Origin of the sequence: Pseudoalteromonas sp. CST2 (genome assembly GCF_028599385.1) — a bacterium.
GTDB classification, from domain to species: domain Bacteria; phylum Pseudomonadota; class Gammaproteobacteria; order Enterobacterales; family Alteromonadaceae; genus Pseudoalteromonas; species Pseudoalteromonas atlantica.
Window position 1 is genome coordinate 178,037 of sequence record NZ_JAQREO010000002.1, and the last position, 19,287, is coordinate 197,323.

Genomic DNA, 19,287 nt, shown 5'->3' on the forward strand with positions numbered 1-19,287 from the left:
GTTATACAATACCTCAGCCTAGTCTGAGGTATTTTTTTGTCTGTAATTTAAAGAGGAACAATTCATGTTTTACGATTTAGCCCGCCGTTTTATGTTCACCCGAGATGCTGAATGGGCACATGAGTTTGCGCTTAATAATTTACGCCGTTTTGCACACACCCCTTTAAACGCAGCTTGGTCACAACAACTACAAAACAAACCCGTTAATTTTTTAGGCCTTGAGTTTAAAAACCCTGTGGGTTTGGCTGCAGGTTTAGATAAAAACGCTGAGTGCATTGATGCCTTTAGCCAAATGGGCTTTGGTTTTGTAGAAGTTGGCACAGTTACCCCGCGCCCGCAAGCAGGTAATGATAAGCCGCGCATTTTTAGATTACCGCAATCAAATGCCATTATTAACCGAATGGGCTTTAATAATAAAGGGGTCGATAATTTAGTTAATAACGTAAAAAATGCCAAGTACACCGGTATTTTAGGTATTAATATTGGTAAAAATAAAGATACCCCAAATGAGCAAGGTAAAGACGACTACATTCATTGTATGCGTAAAGTGTTCGAGCATGCTTCGTATATTACGGTCAATATTTCATCTCCAAATACCCCAGGGCTGCGCGATTTACAATATGGCGCCGCGTTAGATGATTTACTGCAAAGTTTAAAGAATGAACAGCTTGATTTAATTGCCAAGCATAATAAGCAAGTGCCTATGCTGGTTAAAATAGCGCCAGATCTTGATCAAATCCAAATTGATCAGGTTAGCGAGTCACTATTAACTAATCAAATTGATGGCGTAATCGCAACAAATACTACGCTTGAACGTAGTGCAGTAATGGGTCAGCAATACGCCGATGAGGCGGGTGGTTTATCTGGCAGCCCTGTAAGAGAGCGCTCTACACACGTTGTTAGCGAACTTAAACGTTTAACACAAGGTAAATTACCAATTATTGGTGTAGGCGGTATTGATGATGCGCAATCTGCTCAAGAAAAGCTAAATGCAGGCGCAAATTTAGTGCAGGTTTATACTGGGTTCATCTACAAAGGGCCACAATTGGTAAAATCGATCGTTGATTCCTTATAAGGATCAGTTATGTAAGCTTTTGATCGTTCAATAAATGTTCTAAACAAATGTTTTAAAAATGGTCAAAAGCCGTTATAATCTAATATTAATGTCTTAATTAAAAATAAATTTTTAAACAAGGAGGAGGCAAATGTTACAAGCAACAAAACAATGGCAGTGGATTGCATGTGCAAATAAAAACCGCTTACTACTTGATTTAAATGACGATATGCAACTATGCACCCCGTATAAATTGAGACAACTCACCGACTGTGTATTTAAAAACCCGCGTTTTAGCTTAGAAGATGCTGCCTTTTATGAGCAGGTATACAATTACTTAGATGGTTTTGAGCTGTATAAGCCTGCACAAATTTGCCAAATTGCGCTCAATGCCACCGCTGTAAAATTTCATTTAAAACCGGTACTGGCTAAAAGTTGGTTTTTTGAAGAGTACACTGGCACCCAGCCAAGTACAGAAGCCATCGTTAAACTTACCTCAAAAGCGCAAACCGGTGAGTTTTTAATTGTTGAACATTGCCCTGATGCTTCAATTTGCCTAAACCTTAACGAAACATTCAAACTTGATGATAATTTGTCCCTTGAACAGTTTGAAGTTATCCGCGTTTTAAACAATCGTGTTCACCCGCTATTACTTGAGCAATATCACACTAAATCAGCTTAGCAAATTTACAAATCGAGCTGCGTTTATCAAGTGTTTGTCAGCCAACCTATGTTATAATCCTGCGCAATTAGCTATTAAGGGTTATTACTTTGCAATTTATCGCACTTACTTCTATCGGAATCGAAAATTTACTTGTTGATGAACTAACAGAATTAGGCGCCGTCGTGTCTAAACAAACTGTGGGTTCTGTTCGCTTTGAGGCAGATTCAACATTGGCGCAAAAGGTTTGTCTATCAACTCGTTACGCAACACGTGTGCTGATGCTTATTGAAGAAAAAGAAGGCGTTAATGATAAAGATAGCCTGTATAAATTTGCTCGTTTTCAGCCATGGCAAGAATGGTTTGGCCCTACACAAACATTTGCCGTTGATTTTAATGGTACCAACGACTCTTTAAAAAATACCCAGTTTTCAGGCTTGGTAATTAAAGATGCGATTGTTGACTACTTTAACGATTTATACGAACAGCGCCCAAATGTAGATAAGCAAGATGCCAATGTGCGTGTTGTGGCGCGTTTAAACCGCCATGGTGTGGCTTTGTATATTGATTACTCGGGTCCTCGTTTATCTGAGCGCGGTTATCGCCAAGGCCAAGGTAAAGCGCCTATTAAAGAGCACTTAGCGGCCGCGATTATTAAACGTAGTGGTTGGCTTGAAAATGTAAATCAACCTTTATTTGACCCATGTTGTGGTGCCGGCACTATTTTAATTGAAGCGGCGGGCATGGCGCGTAACGAAGCACCTGGTTTATTTAGAGAAGGGTTTGCTTTTGAGCGTTTACCTAGTTTTAGGGCGGCCAAATTTAAACAACTGCGTGAAGAATTAATTGAGCAAATTACCGATCCTAAATTGTGGTTAATTGGCCACGATTACGATGCGCAAGTTCTTGATAAAGCCATTGCCAATGCCGAGCGAGCAGAGCTGGGTAATGTTATTAAGTTTAAGCAAAGTGATGCAACTAAGCTTACCTCTGTTGCTAAATTACCCGGGGTGGTTATTTCTAACTTACCGTACGGCGAACGTATTGGCTCTATGGCTGAGCTGGTAAATCTACACCGCAGCATGGGCGTGGGTTTTAAAAAGCACTTTAATCATTGGAAGCTTGCGTTACTAGGCATGGATGAAAGCCTATTTAAGCTGTTAAAACTGGTTAAACAAAAGCGTTATAAATTTAAAAACGGCCCATTAGATGTAGAGCTAAATTTATATCAGTTAGATGATAAACAGGTAAGCCTGACAAGCGATGACAAACCGGCTCTGAATTTTGAAGGCTCAATGTCGTTTGCTAATCGTTTGAAAAAGAACAAACAAGGCCTAAAAAATTGGCTTAAACAAAACGAAGTACAAGCTTATCGCGTATACGATGCTGATATTCCTGAGTACAACGTAGCGGTTGATATTTACGGCGATTCTGCTGTTATTTTTGAATACGCAGCACCTAAAGAAATTGACGAAAAAACATCAGAAAAGCGTCTTCAAGATGTGATTAGCTTAACTGCACAGCAGCTAAACATAGCACCTGAAAACATAGCCGTTAAAGTGCGTAAAAAACAAAAAGGGGAAGAGCAGTACACCCCAATGGCTAAACAAAACCGTACAATGGTGGTGGAAGAATTTGGCGCTAAGTTTAAAGTAAACTTGTTTGATTACCTCGATACAGGGCTGTTTTTAGATCATCGTTTAGCGCGTCGTTATATTCAGCAAAATGCAAAAGACAAACGCTTTTTAAACTTATTTGCCTACACAGGTACAGCCTCTGTGCACGCGGCATTAGGGGGGGCAAAAGCAATTACCACCGTTGATTTATCAAAAACCTACCTTAAGTGGGGCCAAGATAACTTTGCGCTAAATGATATTAGCAATACTCGCTACCGTTTTGAGCAAGCTGATTGTTTAAAATGGCTAGAATACGCACAAGGCCAATACGATTTAATCTTTTTAGACCCGCCTACGTTTTCTAATTCTAAACGAATGAAAGACGCGTTTGATGTGCAAACCGATCATATAAAATTACTTACTTGGGTTAAAAAAATCTTGAGTCCGTCGGGTACATTAATTTTTTCTAATAACAAACGTGGTTTTGTAATGGATGAAGTAGGTTTGATGGGTTTAGGGTTAAAAGCTGAAAATATTTCAGAAAAAACGTTATCACCTGATTTCAAACGTAATAAAAAAATACACAACAGTTGGTTAATTACCCATGGCTAATTATGTTTTATACCACACCGATGGCTGTCATTTATGTGAGCAAGCCGAGCAGGTTTTATTATCGGTTTTGGATAAAAATAGTGAGCTTAAATTAATTGATATACTCACTGATGAGCAGCTAATAGCGCGTTTTCAGTTAAGTATTCCCGTATTTGAGAGCAAAAGCGGCCACCATTTGTATTGGCCGTTTGATGCACAAACAGTGCATGAATTTTTAGCGCAAGAATAAAAGAGCAGTATTTATGGATTTAATTAGAATACAAAAAGCGCAGTTAGCTTATGGTACGCACCCATTACTTGGTGATGCTGATGCAGTGATAGAAAGCGGTGAGCGCGTCTGTATTGTAGGGCGAAATGGGGCAGGTAAATCTACACTTTTAAAAGTACTAGATGGCCAAGTTATTTTAGATGATGGTGAAATTAACCAGCTTGGCGGGATCAAAATATCTCGCTTAGAGCAAGATCCTCCTAAAGGAGCAAACGGCTCAGTATTCGATTATGTAGCGCAGGGTATGCCTGATATTGCTAATTTGCTGATTGATTATCATCATGTGAGCACGCAGTTACAAACCGATTGTACCGACAAACTGCTAAATAAGCTTGAGCGTTTATCTAACGATTTAGAAGCGTGTGACGGTTGGCGTTTTGATTCGCGTATTCAATTAGTACTCACGCGTTTAGAGCTTAGCCCTGATGCTAAGTTAGAATCGCTCTCAGGTGGTTGGTTGCGTAAAGTTGCTTTAGCACGTGCTCTTGTGAGTGAGCCTGACTTATTGTTACTTGATGAGCCGACAAACCATTTAGACGTAGACAGTGTTAAATGGCTAGAGCAGTTTTTAAAAGAATTTAAAGGCGGTATTGTATTTATATCGCATGACCGTGCGTTTATCCGTGCTGTTGCAACGCGTATTTTAGATTTAGACCGCGGTAAACTTATCTCTTACCCTGGCGATTACGCGACCTACCTTGAACAAAAAGCGCATGACTTAAAAGTAGAAGAATCACAAAATGCACTCTTTGATAAGCGTTTAGCAGAGGAAGAAGCCTGGATACGCCAAGGTGTTAAAGCCCGTCGTACCCGCAACGAAGGCCGTGTACGTGAACTTAAACAGTTACGTGTTGAGCGCAAAGCTCGTGTAGAGCAAGTAGGTAAAACCGATTTTAATATTGAAACGGCTGATAGATCCGGCAAGCTAGTGTTTGAGGCAAAACACCTTAGTCATGCCTTTAAAGATAAAGTGATTGCTAATGATTTTTCTACTCTTGTTATGCGCGGTGACCGCATTGGCTTAGTTGGCCCAAATGGTATTGGTAAAACAACCTTACTTAAACTGTTGTTTGGTGATTTAGAAGCCGATAGCGGCCATGTTAAACAAGGCGTTAATTTAGAATTTGCTTACTTTGACCAATATAGGCAAAAGCTTGATGAAGACGCCACTGTTCAAGATAACGTTGCAGAGGGTAAACAAGAGGTAATGATGGGCGGGCGTTCTCGTCATGTACTTGGTTACCTGCAAGACTTTTTGTTTCCACCGGCACGCGCGCGTACACCTGTAAAAGCACTCTCTGGTGGTGAGAAAAACAGGCTTTTACTTGCAAAACTATTTCTAAAACCATCAAATATTTTAGTACTCGATGAGCCAACCAATGACTTGGATATTGAAACATTAGAGTTACTCGAAGAAATTATTAATCAGTATCAGGGTACTGTGCTTATAGTAAGCCATGACCGTGAATTTATTGATAATACGTGTAGTAGTGTATGGGCGTTTGAAGGTGATGGAAAAATAACTGATATGGTAGGGGGTTACACCGATTACCAAGCTTATTTAAGCTATTTAGCCGAGCAGGAAAAACAGCAACAAGCACCCAAAAAAGACGTTAAACCTGCGCCTGTAGCCGCTACAAAGCCTGAAAACAAAAGCACTAAGCTTTCTTACAAATTAAAACTTGAATTAGAGCAACTACCCAATAAAATGGAACAACTTGAAGCCGCTGTAGAAGCGCAGCAAGCTGTAGTGAGCGATCCTGACTTTTTCAAACAAGATAGCGACGTAACCACTAATGCATTGAACCATTTAGCAAAACTTGAGTCTGACCTTGAAGCCGCGTTTGAGCGCTGGGAAGAACTTGAAGAATTACAGAATCAGTAGTAAGGATTAAAATGAAATATAAATTACTCGCTGCCAGTATTTTAGCGACATTGAGTACATCTGCATTAAGTGCAACCTATGAATTAACAGAACTAGGTACTCTTGACGGCGCTAAACATTCTTACGTGACTGACGTAAGCGAAAGCGGGCACATTATTGGTACTGCCAACGGATTGTATAATTTACCAATCGATATTAGCTATATCGACTTTACCGAAAGCGTTATTGAAAATGCGTACGATAGTGAAGAGTACAACTTTGAGCTAAGTGATAAAGAAATTACTTTTACACTTGATGATATAGAAAATAACGATGCGGTTTTTAATAACGCCGATGCACATTCATTTATGGTTAGTTTTTTAGCTGGCAGACCAACAGATTACGAGTACCAAAAGTTAAGCTCGGTAGTTGGTATTAAGTTTGACGATGGCATAGTAACTGAGCAAATACTGTTTGATGAAGAGTCGGTAGATTACGATGGTTTAACGCGTTCGGTTAGTAACTTTTATAATGCGGTAAGCGAAGATGGCGTGAGCGTTGGTTGGAGTGCAGCTCCATATGATAAAGTTTTATTTACGCCAGATGATGAAGATGAAGAAGAAACATGGTTTACCCATGACTTTATTGAGCGCGGAATAGTTATTTCTGAAGATGGAACGCAAAAGGTTGAGTTAGTTCCAGACTTTGACGATTACGGCGGTACTAGCCGAGCTAACGATATTGTTAAAACAAATGACGGGTACACTGTTGTTGGTTATGTTTCAACAGGTATTCCTGAAGACAGGCTTGATAATATTGAAGATAACTGTGATAACGAAGACGAGCCAACCAATACCTGTGTGGAATTATTAAATTCAAGTGTAACCACCGGCGTATTTGATGAGCGCGCGGTAAAATGGGAGCTTGATGAAGCATTTAATATCACTTCTACTGAAATACTAGGCCTTGCCTTAACGCCAGAAGAAGATGATGACTTTGCTTTTACAAGTACCGCTCTTGCGCTAAATAATAATGGCACAGTGGTGGGCTCTTCAAATGCTCGTTACTATAAAAATGACGACACTATTTTAACAATGCCTGTTTATTTTAAAAATGGTGACGTGTTTAATTTTATAGACCAAGAAGATGATTGGCTTTCTGGCAAAGCGCTTGCTGTCAATGACAACGATGTAATTGTTGGTTATGCATCAAAGCGTATTGAAACCACGATCCGTGATCAGTTTTTCTATCATGATATAAGTACTGGCAATACCGTTTTCCCTACCGGTTACTTTAATAGCTCAAGCGCTTATGGTAATGATATTAATAACCAAGGTTATGTTGTTGGTGAAGGCGAGGTAGGTACATCTGAAAACAGCCGTCGTAAAGAAGCGTTTATATATAAAATTGGTGACGATAAAATTACCAATTTAAACGATTTACTACCTTGTTACGAAACAGATGGTGAAACAGACTACGCCTACACAATGGCTGAAGCGAAAGTCATTAATGAAGACAATGAAATTTTTGGTGTAGCTACCAAAACCGTTGAAAAGCGCGATACCTTTGGTAATGTAGAAACCGATATTGAAGGTAATATTGAGTACGAAAGTGTTGCTGTTGCAGTAAAACTAACACCTATTGATGGTGAAGTAGAAGACTGTACACCTATAGAAGAAGAGCTTTATGAAAGAAGCTCAGCAAGCTTCCCTTGGTACACACTGTTATTATTGCCGCTAGTGGGCTTACGCAGAGTATTTAGATTTTAAGCTTTTTGCTTTTCATAAAAAAACCAACTTATAAAAGTTGGTTTTTTTTCGTCTATAATAAAGTGCTTGGCGTTAATTAGTTATCTCAATTTGCTTCATTAAGTCATTCTATTTACGCACTTGAATAGTTGGCTTTATTACGTATTAGTATTTCGCGCTAACCAGGCTTTGCGCACAGAGCGTCGCCAAATAATATCAATACCTAAATAAGCAATAATAGCAGCAACAGAAGCGCACACCAGTGAGCCAATTAAAAATGCAGGACCGATGGTAGAAAGGCTTTCTAAGAACCATGCCCAACTGGCTTCAAATGCAAAATGCTGCTCTGGTTGATTTAAAACAAGCGTACCTACAAGGTATGAGCCGTAAAATATTGGCGGCATAGTCAGTGGGTTGGTAAGCCACACCAATGCCACAGAAATAGGTAAGTTAACTCTAAATACAATAGCTGCCGCAGCGGCTAAAACCATTTGAAAAGGAACAGGGATGAACGCAAAAAATAAACCAACTGCAAATGCGCCCCTTGCAGAGCGTCTGTTTAAATGCCATAGGTTGGCGTCTTGTAATAGGCGGCCGAATATTCTAAGTGTTTTATGATGCCTAATTTTATTAGGATCAGGTAAAAATCGTTGGATCGTTTTCTTAGGCATTTCAAGCAACCATTTACTTCAGTGTGGATTAGTCTTGGATTTGTAATAGGTTGTATTTCAACCGTATTTTATTATCAAACCCATGAATTTACAGTCATCACAATATCTGTCCTTATTGCGAGCGCCTATTTTAAGCCGTTTTTGAATGTTTTGTTAGGGTTTATTTTAGCTATTTGCTGCATTGTTGTGCACTTTTACCTGTTTTATAGCTATACATTGCCAAATGATGAAAATAACTATGCTTACCCTGCCACAATTCTCGTTGATGAGGTTATCTCTGCAAAGCAACCACAGTATATAAAAGCAACGTTATTAAAGTTAAATGGGGATGAAATACACAAATTTAAAGCACCTAAAGCCATGTTAAGTGTCGATTCTGCACAGCTTATTAAGCAGGGCGATACTTTTGAGGCAATAATAGCGCTGAAAAAATTCAGAACAATTAAAAATATCGGTGTGTTTGATAATAATGTGCATGCCTTTAAACAACGCATACTATTTAAAGGCAAAGTACTTAATAAGCAATTGCGCATTACTAACGCGGCTTCACCTTCAATAATTTATAAATACAGAGCCTTTTTAAAACACACTTATCAAAAAACAACGCTTAATTGGCTTTATTATGCATTGCTTAGTGGTGATAAATCACTGATGTCGTTTGAAAATAAACAAACAATGCAAAGTTTAGGGCTCAGCCATTTATTAGCCATTTCAGGGTTGCACATAGGGCTTATATTCAGCTGTTTTTATTTACTGAGTAAGTACACAGCATACATCTTTAAAATTAATGTATTGCAGTCTATTAATTTAACTATTATTTATAGTTTTATCGGCTGGTTAGCGGCATTTATATATGTTTATTTAAGTGAATTTTTACTCTCAGCGACTCGCGCATTTATTATGTTAAGTTGCGTATTAGGTCTTTACTTTATTGCCAAACAGCCACTGCGCTGGCGAAGCATTCTATATGCTTTAGTCGCTGTATTACTCATCAATCCTTTTAATGTTTTAAACCCAGGTTTATATTTTTCCTTTATTGCGGTTGCAATTATTTTTCTTGTTATAAAGTACCTTCCTAAAACTAAATATAATTGGCTTAGCGTGTTTATAGCGCTGTGTATTATTCAGCTTGCTTTATTTATTGGGCTTTTGCCCATTACCCTTATTTATTTTAATGGGGTAAGTATTGCTGGGTTGGTTATTAATTTATTGGCAATTCCATTATTAAGCGTGGTGATCATGCCGTTTTTGCTGCTATTTACGATAATAAGTGCTGTGGTAGATATAACGCCCGTCATTTTATTATTCGATAGTGTACTTATAACATTGTTTAAGTATATGGATGCAATCCCTTGGCATTACAGATGGTTAGATATAGCTAAACCGCGTACATTGTACTTAGTTGCAGCTTACCTATGCATACTAATTACTTGGTTTAGCCCCTTTAAACGTTTAGCACTCATTCCTCTATGCGTTACATTAATAGATTATCTGTATTTACCAAAGCCTCTTTGGCAATTGCATGTGTTTGATGTTGGGCACGGATTAATGACGTTACTCGAAAAAGACAATCAAGCGTTGGTTTACGATTTTGGTCCGAGTTATTTTAACCGTTTTAGCCGTACATACAGTGTGTTAATTCCCTATTTAAAAAAACATAACTTAACCGTTAGTGATGCAATAATAAGTCATCAAGACAACGACCATGCAGGGGGCGCAGCACATTTTATTAATGCAGGGTATGGTGAAAGCTTTAAGCGTTTTCACCCACACGGCACAACCACACGGTGTATCTCTTTAGATTATAACTTTAATGGATTGCGCATTAGCAGCTTTGCTGATAGCTCATTTAATAACGAAAATGATAATTCGTGTGTGCTTTTAATCAAATCACCCCAACTTACTATGTTATTAACGGGTGATATTTCTAAAGCACGTGAGCTGAGCCTTATTAAAACTCACTCATTACAAGCCGATGTGATTTTAAGCCCTCATCATGGGAGCGATACGTCTTCAAGCACGGAATTTATCAACCATGTAAATCCGCATACGGTTATTCACTCAACAGCTTTTCAAGGCCAATGGCAATTTCCCAGTGAAAAAGTGGTTTCGCGCTACAAAGCTATAAATGCTAAACAATATGTTACGGCACGTGATGGGCAAATTACGGTAAGTATTTATCAAGATAGCTTTAAAGTGACAACGGCGCGCAAACACGAAAGTTATTGGTTTATAGAAGATTGACGTTTAGTTTTAATGGTTTGAAGGATACAATAAGGGCTGTAATTGTATAACGAGAGTAATATGAGTCAAAGTACTACACAAATTTATAAACGGTTGATTTCTTACGTTGGTGATTATAAAAGCGTTGCCTTCGTCGCTATTATTGGAATGATCGGCTATTCGGGTATGGATGCTTTATTTATTCAATTAATGAAACCCTTTATTGATGAAGGCCTAAACCAACGTAATAGCGAAGTGTTAGCTTATGCCCCATTTGTGGTAATTGCGCTGGTAATAGGGCGTGGCCTGTTTAATTTTATGTCTTCGTATTGTCTAAGCTATGTAGGCTCGCAAGTAGTTCGTTCGTTACGCCAGCAGTTATTTGAACACATATTGCATTTGCCTGTTTCGTTTCATGATAAAAACTCAACAGGTGATTTAATTTCAAAAATTACTTTTGATACAGAACAAGTTCAACAAGCAATCACCAAAGCACTGTTAATTGTTGTAAGAGAAGGCGCTTTTGTCGTTTTTTTACTTGCCCTTATGTTTTATACCAGCTGGCAGCTTTCGCTGATTTTTTTAGTGATCATTCCATTAGTGGCAATTATTGTAACGTTTGTGTCTAAACGCTTTCGCCATATTTCAAAAAATATACAGTCTGCAATGGGGCAGGTCACCCGTAGCTCTGAGCAAATGCTAAGTGGACACAAAGTTATTCATGGCTTTGGTGGGCAAAAACAAGAAATCGATCAGTTTTCAAAAATCAATAATCATAATCGCCAGCAACGTATTAAAATGGATGCCACTAAAGCGTTAAGCGTATCGGTAATTCAAGTGCTTGCAGCAAGTGCAATGGCTGTTATTTTGTGGGTTGTATCTATGCCTTCAATGATAGATACGATCAGCTCTGGCGATTTTATGGTACTCATTTCTTCTATGATGATGCTTTTACGCCCGCTTAAACAATTAGCAAACGTGAACAGTGATATGCAGCGCGGTATTTCTGCAGCGCAAAGTATTTTTTTAGTTTTAGATGAAGAAATTGAAAAAGACAAAGGTACTTACAGCGTAGATAAAGTGAAGGGCGAAATTGAGGTTAAAAACGTTACCTTTAAATACCCAACTAAAGATGAAGCTGTTTTAAATAACCTATCAATAAGTATAAAAGCCGGTGAAAGCATCGCGCTTGTAGGGCGCTCAGGCTCGGGTAAATCGACTATTTCTAATTTATTACCGCGTTATTATGATTTAGAAGCACCAAGTGAAATTTTATTAGATGGCGTTGCGCTTGAGAAATATAAACTGGCTGATTTACGCCGCCAGTTTGCCTTAGTATCTCAGCAAGTTGTGTTATTTAACGACACAATTGCCAATAATATTTGTTATGGCATAAGCCGCGAAATAACACCGCAGCAATTAGAAGAGGTGGTTAAACAAGCTCACGTGTGGGAATTTGTTAAAGACCTACCTGAGCAACTCAATACCATGGTCGGTGAAAACGGGGTAATGCTCTCTGGTGGTCAACGTCAACGTATAGCAATTGCTCGCGCTATATTAAAAGATGCACCTATTTTAATTTTAGATGAAGCAACTTCAGCCTTAGACACAGAGTCTGAAAAATTAATTCAGCAAGCTCTTGATACCCTAATGCAAGACAAAACGTCTATAGTAATCGCCCATCGCCTTTCAACTATTGAGAACAGCGACAAAATATACGTTATTGATGGTGGTCGGGTGATTGAAAGTGGCGATCATCAGAGTTTATTAGCTAAAGATGGTACTTATTCAGCTCTATGTAAAATGCAGTTTGGTGAGCACGGGTGAGTAAAATAGAGCAAAGCTGGTATAAACCATTTAGTTTTATAACGCTACTTTTACTGCCATTAGCTACGCTTTTTTGGTTAATTTCAAGTATTAGGAAATGGTTTTTTAAGGTTGGCTTTGCCACGCCTTTTAAAGCTAAATCTAAAGTGATTGTGGTGGGCAATATAAGTGTAGGTGGAAATGGCAAAACGCCATTTGTGTTATGGCTTTACGAATACTTGTCAGAGCAAGGCCTAAAAGTGGGCATTATCAGCCGAGGTTACGGCGGTAAAGCCAACAGCTACCCGCTGGTGGTAGAGCGCGGCGTAACAAGTGCACAAGCTGGTGATGAGCCAATACTTTTATTTAATCGCTTAAAATGTCCGCTTGTTGTCGGACCCGATAGAAAAGCCAACATTACATTATTAGAGCAGCAATTTTGTGTGGATGTCATAATCTCAGATGATGGTATGCAGCATTATAAAATGGCACGCGATATAGAGTGCTGCATTGTTGATAGCCAAAGACGATTTGGAAATGGCTTTGTTATGCCTGCAGGGCCATTACGCGAAACCACAAACAGATTAAATAGTGTTGATTTAGTGATTGAAAACGGGGGAGATGCATCCCTTAGCTACGTTTTGCAAACTGGTGCACTTAAACACGTTGCTAACAATACCCCTGTTAATAAAACAATTGAAAAAGGCCATGCGGTAAGTGCCATTGGTAACCCACAACGTTTTGAAGATTCATTAAAGGGGCAAAATATTCAGCTGCTTTCGACTCATCATTATCGAGATCACTATGCTTATAGCATGGCTGATTTTACTCAATTTAATGATGACAACGTATTAATGACAGAAAAAGATGCAGTAAAATGTAGAGACTTTGCAAAAGATACTTGGTATTACCTACCCGTAAATGCAAAACCTACAGACGCTGTAATACATAAATTAGATTTATTATTAAAACAAAAAGGGATCCTCAATGGCCTTTGATACAAAATTACTTGAAATAATTGCTTGTCCTGTGTGTAAAGGAAAGCTTCGTTTTGATAAAGAAAATGCAGAACTTATTAGTACTGCAGCTAAACTTGCATACCCAGTACGCGATGATATACCGGTACTTTTAGAAAATGAAGCGCGTGAGCTATCTCAAGATGAGGTTGATAAGTGGAATTCGTAGTTGTTATACCTGCACGTTACGCGTCTACCCGTTTGCCTGGCAAGCCATTAGCTGACATATGCGGTAAACCTATGATTCAACACGTGTATGAAAAAGCGTGTTTATCTGGTGCAAGTAAAGTGGTTATTGCAACCGATCATCAAAAAGTTTTTGATGCTGTTAAATTGTTCACAAACGATGTGCTGATGACGCGAGAAGATCATCAATCGGGTACCGAACGTTTAGCAGAAGTTGTTGACCTTCTTAAGCTAGACGCAGAAACCCTGGTGGTCAATGTACAAGGCGATGAGCCATTACTTGCCAGCGAAAACGTATCGCAAGTTGCCACTTTACTAAATAATTCAAGTGCGCCAATGGCAACATTAAGTGTAGCCATTGAAGAGCAAGACGAAGTGTTTAATCCTAATGCCGTGAAGGTTGTTAGTGATATTAATAAAAATGCGTTGTACTTTTCACGTGCCAGTATTCCGTTTGACAGAAGCGCAATGTTAAATAGCGACAGTGTGTTAGATATAACGCCTTTTCAGCGCCATGTGGGTATATATGCTTATCGTGCGGGCTTCATCAAGCAGTATATTGAGCTAAGTGTATCGCCGCTTGAAGTACTTGAGTCGCTAGAGCAACTTAGGGTGTTGTACCATGGTTACGCTATTAAGATTGAGCAGGCCAAAGTAACACCACATGCTGGGGTTGATACGGCCGAGGATTTAGAAAAAGTGATTGCCTACCTAAAAGCTAAGCAAGCCTAATAATGGTTAAAAGTGAATTACCCATAGTGTTTAGCCACGCTGATTTTTATATATTTGAAAAACCAGCGGGGCTTAATTTTCACTCAGAAGGTGAAAAAGGGTTTGTGGTATTAGCTGAGCAGCAAACTGGCGAAAAATTATTTGCTGTTCATCGCCTTGATAAAGTGACATCTGGCCTTATTATTCTTAGTCGCAATAAAGAAGCCGCTGCCAAATTTACGTCTCTTTTTACTGAGCACGCAATAAACAAGTTTTATTTAGCTATAAGCAATGCTAAACCTAAAAAAAAGCAAGGGTGGATAAAAGGTGATATGGCTAAGTCTCGCAGGGGCATGTTTAAGCTTTTACCTACCCTGCAAAACCCGGCCATTACCCGCTTTTATTCTTTTAGTTATAAGCCGGGGTTTAGGGCGTATATTTTAAAGCCGTATTCGGGTAAAACCCACCAACTTAGAGTGGCATTAAAAAGTTTAGGGGCGCCAATTTTAGGCGATACACTTTATAGTGGCAGCGCAGCTGAGCGGGCGTATCTTCATGCCTATGCGTTAAGTTTTTTATGGCATGGGGAGCAAATTAATTGCTCTTTGCTACCTACTACGGGTGATGAGTACCAGCAATTAATTAATCATCAAGAATTTCAAACATGGCAATCGCCGTGGCAACTGGATTGGTAAATGAGCGAAAAAGTAACAGATATTCGTTTTGGCGGGATCAAACGCCTATACGGTAACCAACAATTTGACTGGCTACAACAAGCCCATTTTTGTGTAGTGGGGATAGGCGGTGTTGGAAGTTGGGCCGCCGAAGCTTTAGCACGTACAGGCGTGGGTAAAATCACTTTAATTGATTTAGATGATATTTGCGCGACGAACGTAAATAGGCAAATTCATGCACTTAGCGGCAGTATTGGCCAAGCCAAAGTAGATGCAATGAAAAGCCGCTGCGAACTGATAAACCCAGAGTGTAAAGTAACTGTGATAGATGACTTTATTACTCTTGAAAATATTCGTGATCATATTCAAGGTTTTGATTACGTTATTGACTGTATCGATGCAGTTAAAGAAAAAGCAGCGCTTATTGCTCATTGTAAGCGCAATAAAATGCCTATTATTACTACTGGCGGCGCGGGTGGGCAAACTGATCCTAGCCAAATAACATTTGGTGATGTGGCTAAAACCACGCAAGATCCGCTACTTGCTAAAGTGCGTTATATTTTACGCAAACAATATAATTTTAGTAACAACCCTAAACGCAAATTTAATATTGATTGTGTGTACTCAACTGAGCAACTTGTTTACCCAGGCAGTGATGGCAGTGTATGCCATGCTAAACAAAATGCTGATGGTACAATGAATATGGATTGTAATAACGGGTTTGGCTCGGTAACTATGATCACCGGAAGTTTTGGCTTTTTTGTAGCGGCTAAAGCGGTACGTAAATATTTAGATAAAAAACAACGTTTACAACAAGCTCAATAGTTTAATTGAGCTTGTTAGTTGCCATGCTATGAATTGCCTCGACCATGGCTTTAATTCCGTTCCCTCGAGATGCACTAAGGTGTTTAATTAAGCCTAACTTTTCAAATTCGTCATACGCATTAATATTCACGACTTCTTCAGGTGTTAAGCCATTATAAAGCGCTAAAATTATCGCTAATAAGCCTTTTACAATACGGGTGTCTGAGTCGCCAATAACCACTAAACGATTCTCGCTATCGTCAAACTCCATAAACATCCACACTTTGCTCTCACACCCTGGCACCAGTGCGTCATCGGTTTTAAGTACATCCGCTAAAGCGGGAAGTGTTTTGCCCAGAAGCATTATTTCGCGATATTTTTGCTGCCAAGATTGCGCCTGTTGTATAGGTTTTACTACGTTTTTAAACGTATTTGTCATGAGTTATCCTAAATTAGTCTAATAATTCAATCGTTTCTTTCAAGGCATTGATGAAATTATCAACATCTTGATGGGTATTATAAAATGCAAAGCTTGCTCGAACAGTGCCTTTTACCCCTAAATGGTGCATTAATGGTTGCGTACAATGGTGTCCACTGCGTACTGCAATACCAAATCCGTCAAGCAAAGTTGCCAAATCGTAAGGGTGTTCACTTTTATAATTAAAACTAAGGGTGCCAATATTGTTGTTTAGGTCGCTATAGATAGTAATACCGTCAATTTTACTCAACTGAGTAGCTGCATAATTAAAAATAGCCTGCTCATGGCGCTGTAACTGTTGTATGTTTAGGGCTGATAAATAATCAATTGCTGCACTAAAGCCAATGACGCCAGCTATATTTGGGGTGCCGGTCTCAAATTTAGCAGGAGCGTCTCTGTAGGTGGTTTTTTCAAGGGTTACAGTATCTATCATCTCACCACCCGTTTGATACGGGGTAAGCGCATTAAGTAATTCATAGCGACCATATAAGCCCCCTACACCCGTAGGGCCAAGCATTTTATGCGCTGAGAATACATAAAAATCACATCCAAGCTGCTTTAAATTAGGGCGTAAATGCATGGCTCCTTGTGCGCCATCAACAACAACTAACGTGCCGACTGCTTTCGCTGCAGCTATTAATGGCGCTAAATTGGTAATATTACCTAATGCGTTAGATGCTTGGCTGATACACAGCACCTTTGCTTTAGTGTGCGTGATCATGTCTATACAGCGCGCTATATTAAACGTCGCGTTTTGCTCAAGGGGGAGTGCAGATAGCGTAGCCCCGGTATTTTGTGTTAATACCTGCCAAGGTACAATATTAGCGTGGTGCTCAAGGGGGGTAATTAATACCGTATCTTCACCTGTAATTTGCCTTTGTAGGCCATGAGCAAGTAAATTTAGCGCCTCTGTCGCGCCTTTTGTCCAGACGATTTCTTTAGCATTTACGTTAAAGTAATCCGCTGTTTTTAATCTTGCCTCTTCATATTGTTCTGTAGCGCGCTCGCTTAAAGTATGGCGGCCTCTGTGAACGTTTGCGTTGCCTAAATTATAAAAACGAGTCGTTGCATCAATAACGCTTTGTGGCTTTTGCGACGTTGCGCCAGAGTCTAAATAAACTAAAGGGTTGCCATTAAGGGTTTGGTTTAGAGTAGGGAAGTCGTTGCGGATTTTTGTTATATCAAACTCTTGAGAAGGCATGGCTATTCAACATCTATAAATTTAGGCAGGAATTGTAATCGGTTTCATAAAATTGACAAGCAAAGCGCACAAAAAAGGCCGCAAAAGCGGCCTTTTTTAACTAACTAAGCTTAGCGCTTGTCAGTTGATACGAAGTCACGTTGCGTGTAACCAGTATACATTTGACGAGGGCGGCTGATCTTATGACCAGGTTGAGATAGCATCTCATCCCAGTGAGTGATCCAACCAACAGTACGTGCCATTGCAAAAATTACAGTAAACATGCTTGTTGGAATACCAATCGCTTTTAAGATAATACCTGAGTAGAAATCAACGTTAGGGTAAAGTTTCTTCTCTACAAAGTATGGGTCTTCAAGGGCAATTTGTTCAAGCTTCATTGCAATATCAAGAAGCGGATCTTGAATGTTAAGCTCTTCTAATACTTCGTGACACGTTTGACGCATTACTGTAGCGCGTGGGTCGAAGTTTTTGTAAACACGGTGACCAAAGCCCATGAGACGGAACGGATCAGACTTATCTTTTGCTTTTGCTACGTATTCATCAATACGATCAACAGAACCAATCTCTTCTAACATGTTTAAACATGCTTCGTTAGCACCGCCGTGAGCAGGGCCCCAAAGAGATGCGATACCCGCTGCAATACATGCATATGGGTTAGCGCCTGAAGAACCTGCTAAACGTACTGTTGACGTTGAAGCGTTTTGCTCATGATCAGCATGAAGCATGAAGATTTTATCCATTGCTTTAGCTGTCACAGGGTTAACTTTGTATTCTTCAGCCGGTACAGAGAACATCATGTGTAAGAAGTTTTCTGCGTAGCTTAAATCGTTACGTGGGTAAACAAACGGTTGACCAATGTTTGTTTTGTACGCCATAGCTGCAATAGTCGGTAATTTAGCGACAAGTTTAATCGCGCTTGTTTTACGTTGGCTTGCATCAGTAATATCAAGATCTTCGTGGTAAAAAGAAGATAATGCGCCTACTACACCACATAGCATTGCCATTGGGTGAGCATCGAAGCGGAAACCTTGGAAAAAGTTAGCAATTTTCTCATCAAGCATTGTGTTGTGCGTGATTTCTTTTGCAAATGCATCGTATTGCTCTTTAGTTGGTAACTCACCGTTTAATAGTAAGTAACAAAGCTCGATGTAGTTAGAGTCTTCAGCTAATTGCTCAATTGGGTAACCACGGTGAAGTAATACACCTTTACCACCATCAATGTAGGTGATTGCAGATTCACAAGAGCCAGTCGACATGAAACCTGGGTCATAAGTAAAGTGACCGTGTGAACCTAACGTACGTACGTCGATCACATCTTGGCCAGCAGTGCCTTGATAAATTGGAAGTTCGATTGGATCTAGTCCATCAATATGGACTGTGGCTTTTTTATCTGCCATCTATGTATCTCCTATTAAGATATCTATTCTGATTTTTAGATTTTTAAAGTTCTGAAATCTTGTTTTAAGCACATCTTCGCATTTTAACGTGAAAGAGGGGGTTAAAGTCAATTTTTATAAACATTATGCATATATGTATAATAAATATTCGGTATTAATTAAATATTATACTATCGGCTAATTCGCAAACGTCTCTAACTAAACAAGAATTGTAAAACAACCTTTGGGTATATATACTATCGGAGGTTTTAAACCGCTTTGTATTTAGGTAAACATATTTTTACAGCGTAATTTTTG

The 19,287-nt window shown here is 39.2% G+C and carries 17 protein-coding genes; 13 read left to right on the forward strand and 4 right to left on the reverse strand.

The features are described 5' to 3' along the window. Positions 1-64 precede the first annotated feature (64 nt). The 6 genes from pyrD (at position 65) to PSH41_RS03530 (ending at position 7,844) form a co-directional block, all read left to right on the forward strand. On the forward strand, positions 65-1,075 hold the full coding sequence (gene pyrD / locus PSH41_RS03505) for a quinone-dependent dihydroorotate dehydrogenase (RefSeq protein ID WP_154944564.1): 1,011 nt from the start codon (positions 65-67) through the stop codon (positions 1,073-1,075). Between the two features lie 130 nt (positions 1,076-1,205). Further along, the gene (locus PSH41_RS03510; protein WP_029772629.1) at positions 1,206-1,736 is read left to right on the forward strand and encodes a cell division protein ZapC; all 531 of its coding nucleotides are present in this window, start codon (positions 1,206-1,208) and stop codon (positions 1,734-1,736) included. A gap of 89 nt (positions 1,737-1,825) precedes the next feature. Then, complete coding sequence (rlmKL, locus tag PSH41_RS03515) at positions 1,826-3,943, forward strand: bifunctional 23S rRNA (guanine(2069)-N(7))-methyltransferase RlmK/23S rRNA (guanine(2445)-N(2))-methyltransferase RlmL (protein WP_054982571.1); 2,118 nt, start codon at positions 1,826-1,828, stop codon at positions 3,941-3,943. Continuing rightward, positions 3,936-4,172 carry a glutaredoxin family protein gene (locus PSH41_RS03520; RefSeq protein ID WP_004586699.1) on the forward strand — a complete coding sequence of 79 codons (237 nt, stop codon included), beginning with the start codon at positions 3,936-3,938 and terminating at the stop codon, positions 4,170-4,172. The genes rlmKL and PSH41_RS03520 overlap by 8 nt, the downstream gene beginning before the upstream one ends. A 13-nt stretch (positions 4,173-4,185) precedes the next feature. Continuing rightward, positions 4,186-6,096 carry an ATP-binding cassette ATPase Uup gene (uup, locus tag PSH41_RS03525; RefSeq protein WP_273588318.1) on the forward strand — a complete coding sequence of 637 codons (1,911 nt, stop codon included), beginning with the start codon at positions 4,186-4,188 and terminating at the stop codon, positions 6,094-6,096. Positions 6,097-6,107: 11 nt separating this feature from the next. After that, positions 6,108-7,844, forward strand: a complete 1,737-nt coding sequence (locus tag PSH41_RS03530; protein ID WP_004586697.1) for a DUF3466 family protein — start codon at positions 6,108-6,110, stop codon at positions 7,842-7,844. A gap of 137 nt (positions 7,845-7,981) precedes the next feature. Here PSH41_RS03530 and PSH41_RS03535 read toward each other — a convergent pair whose 3' ends face one another. Beyond that, entirely contained in the window at positions 7,982-8,494 is a 513-nt protein-coding gene (locus PSH41_RS03535; protein WP_024033538.1) for a DUF2062 domain-containing protein, read from the reverse strand. Here PSH41_RS03535 and PSH41_RS03540 point away from each other — a divergent pair. The 7 genes from PSH41_RS03540 to tcdA are packed head-to-tail and all read left to right on the forward strand — an operon-like array spanning position 8,474 to position 15,935. After that, positions 8,474-10,738: a DNA internalization-related competence protein ComEC/Rec2 gene (locus PSH41_RS03540; RefSeq protein ID WP_273588317.1), complete on the forward strand. Its 2,265-nt coding sequence runs from the start codon at positions 8,474-8,476 to the stop codon at positions 10,736-10,738. The genes PSH41_RS03535 and PSH41_RS03540 overlap by 21 nt on opposite strands. Positions 10,739-10,798: 60 nt before the next feature. Continuing rightward, positions 10,799-12,544 carry a lipid A export permease/ATP-binding protein MsbA gene (msbA, locus tag PSH41_RS03545; protein ID WP_096739572.1) on the forward strand — a complete coding sequence of 582 codons (1,746 nt, stop codon included), beginning with the start codon at positions 10,799-10,801 and terminating at the stop codon, positions 12,542-12,544. Continuing rightward, positions 12,541-13,521, forward strand: coding sequence for a tetraacyldisaccharide 4'-kinase (gene lpxK / locus PSH41_RS03550; protein WP_273588316.1), 981 nt, complete (start codon positions 12,541-12,543; stop codon positions 13,519-13,521). The genes msbA and lpxK overlap by 4 nt, the downstream gene beginning before the upstream one ends. Then, positions 13,511-13,708, forward strand: coding sequence for a Trm112 family protein (locus PSH41_RS03555; RefSeq protein WP_004586692.1), 198 nt, complete (start codon positions 13,511-13,513; stop codon positions 13,706-13,708). The genes lpxK and PSH41_RS03555 overlap by 11 nt, the downstream gene beginning before the upstream one ends. Further along, positions 13,696-14,457: a 3-deoxy-manno-octulosonate cytidylyltransferase gene (gene kdsB / locus PSH41_RS03560; protein WP_248442250.1), complete on the forward strand. Its 762-nt coding sequence runs from the start codon at positions 13,696-13,698 to the stop codon at positions 14,455-14,457. Before PSH41_RS03555 ends, kdsB begins: the two co-directional genes overlap by 13 nt. Before the next feature lie 2 nt (positions 14,458-14,459). Further along, complete coding sequence (locus tag PSH41_RS03565) at positions 14,460-15,131, forward strand: TIGR01621 family pseudouridine synthase (RefSeq protein WP_273588315.1); 672 nt, start codon at positions 14,460-14,462, stop codon at positions 15,129-15,131. Continuing rightward, positions 15,132-15,935 carry a tRNA cyclic N6-threonylcarbamoyladenosine(37) synthase TcdA gene (tcdA, locus tag PSH41_RS03570; RefSeq protein ID WP_273588314.1) on the forward strand — a complete coding sequence of 268 codons (804 nt, stop codon included), beginning with the start codon at positions 15,132-15,134 and terminating at the stop codon, positions 15,933-15,935. A gap of 1 nt (position 15,936) precedes the next feature. Here the strand turns inward: tcdA and PSH41_RS03575 are convergent, their stop codons facing one another. From PSH41_RS03575 to PSH41_RS03585, 3 genes are all read right to left on the reverse strand, one after another. After that, entirely contained in the window at positions 15,937-16,353 is a 417-nt protein-coding gene (locus tag PSH41_RS03575) for a SufE family protein (protein ID WP_096739576.1), read from the reverse strand. Positions 16,354-16,366: 13 nt separating this feature from the next. Further along, on the reverse strand, positions 16,367-17,593 hold the full coding sequence (locus tag PSH41_RS03580; RefSeq protein WP_273588313.1) for an aminotransferase class V-fold PLP-dependent enzyme: 1,227 nt from the start codon (positions 17,591-17,593) through the stop codon (positions 16,367-16,369). Between the two features lie 110 nt (positions 17,594-17,703). After that, on the reverse strand, positions 17,704-18,990 hold the full coding sequence (locus PSH41_RS03585; RefSeq protein WP_004586686.1) for a citrate synthase: 1,287 nt from the start codon (positions 18,988-18,990) through the stop codon (positions 17,704-17,706). Positions 18,991-19,287 lie beyond the last annotated feature (297 nt).

Excerpts from the sequence above, each read along its gene's own strand:
- pyrD (WP_154944564.1), top strand. The coding sequence starts at position 65 with ATGTTTTACGATTTAGCCCGCCGTTTTATGTTCACCCGAGATGCTGAA.
- PSH41_RS03510 (WP_029772629.1), top strand. The coding sequence starts at position 1,206 with ATGTTACAAGCAACAAAACAATGGCAGTGGATTGCATGTGCAAATAAA.
- PSH41_RS03520 (WP_004586699.1), top strand. The coding sequence starts at position 3,936 with ATGGCTAATTATGTTTTATACCACACCGATGGCTGTCATTTATGTGAG.
- uup (WP_273588318.1), top strand. The coding sequence starts at position 4,186 with ATGGATTTAATTAGAATACAAAAAGCGCAGTTAGCTTATGGTACGCAC.
- PSH41_RS03530 (WP_004586697.1), top strand. The coding sequence starts at position 6,108 with ATGAAATATAAATTACTCGCTGCCAGTATTTTAGCGACATTGAGTACA.
- PSH41_RS03535 (WP_024033538.1), bottom strand. The coding sequence starts at position 8,494 with ATGCCTAAGAAAACGATCCAACGATTTTTACCTGATCCTAATAAAATT.
- msbA (WP_096739572.1), top strand. The coding sequence starts at position 10,799 with ATGAGTCAAAGTACTACACAAATTTATAAACGGTTGATTTCTTACGTT.
- PSH41_RS03555 (WP_004586692.1), top strand. The coding sequence starts at position 13,511 with ATGGCCTTTGATACAAAATTACTTGAAATAATTGCTTGTCCTGTGTGT.
- PSH41_RS03565 (WP_273588315.1), top strand. The coding sequence starts at position 14,460 with ATGGTTAAAAGTGAATTACCCATAGTGTTTAGCCACGCTGATTTTTAT.
- tcdA (WP_273588314.1), top strand. The coding sequence starts at position 15,132 with ATGAGCGAAAAAGTAACAGATATTCGTTTTGGCGGGATCAAACGCCTA.
- PSH41_RS03575 (WP_096739576.1), bottom strand. The coding sequence starts at position 16,353 with ATGACAAATACGTTTAAAAACGTAGTAAAACCTATACAACAGGCGCAA.
- PSH41_RS03580 (WP_273588313.1), bottom strand. The coding sequence starts at position 17,593 with ATGCCTTCTCAAGAGTTTGATATAACAAAAATCCGCAACGACTTCCCT.
- PSH41_RS03585 (WP_004586686.1), bottom strand. The coding sequence starts at position 18,990 with ATGGCAGATAAAAAAGCCACAGTCCATATTGATGGACTAGATCCAATC.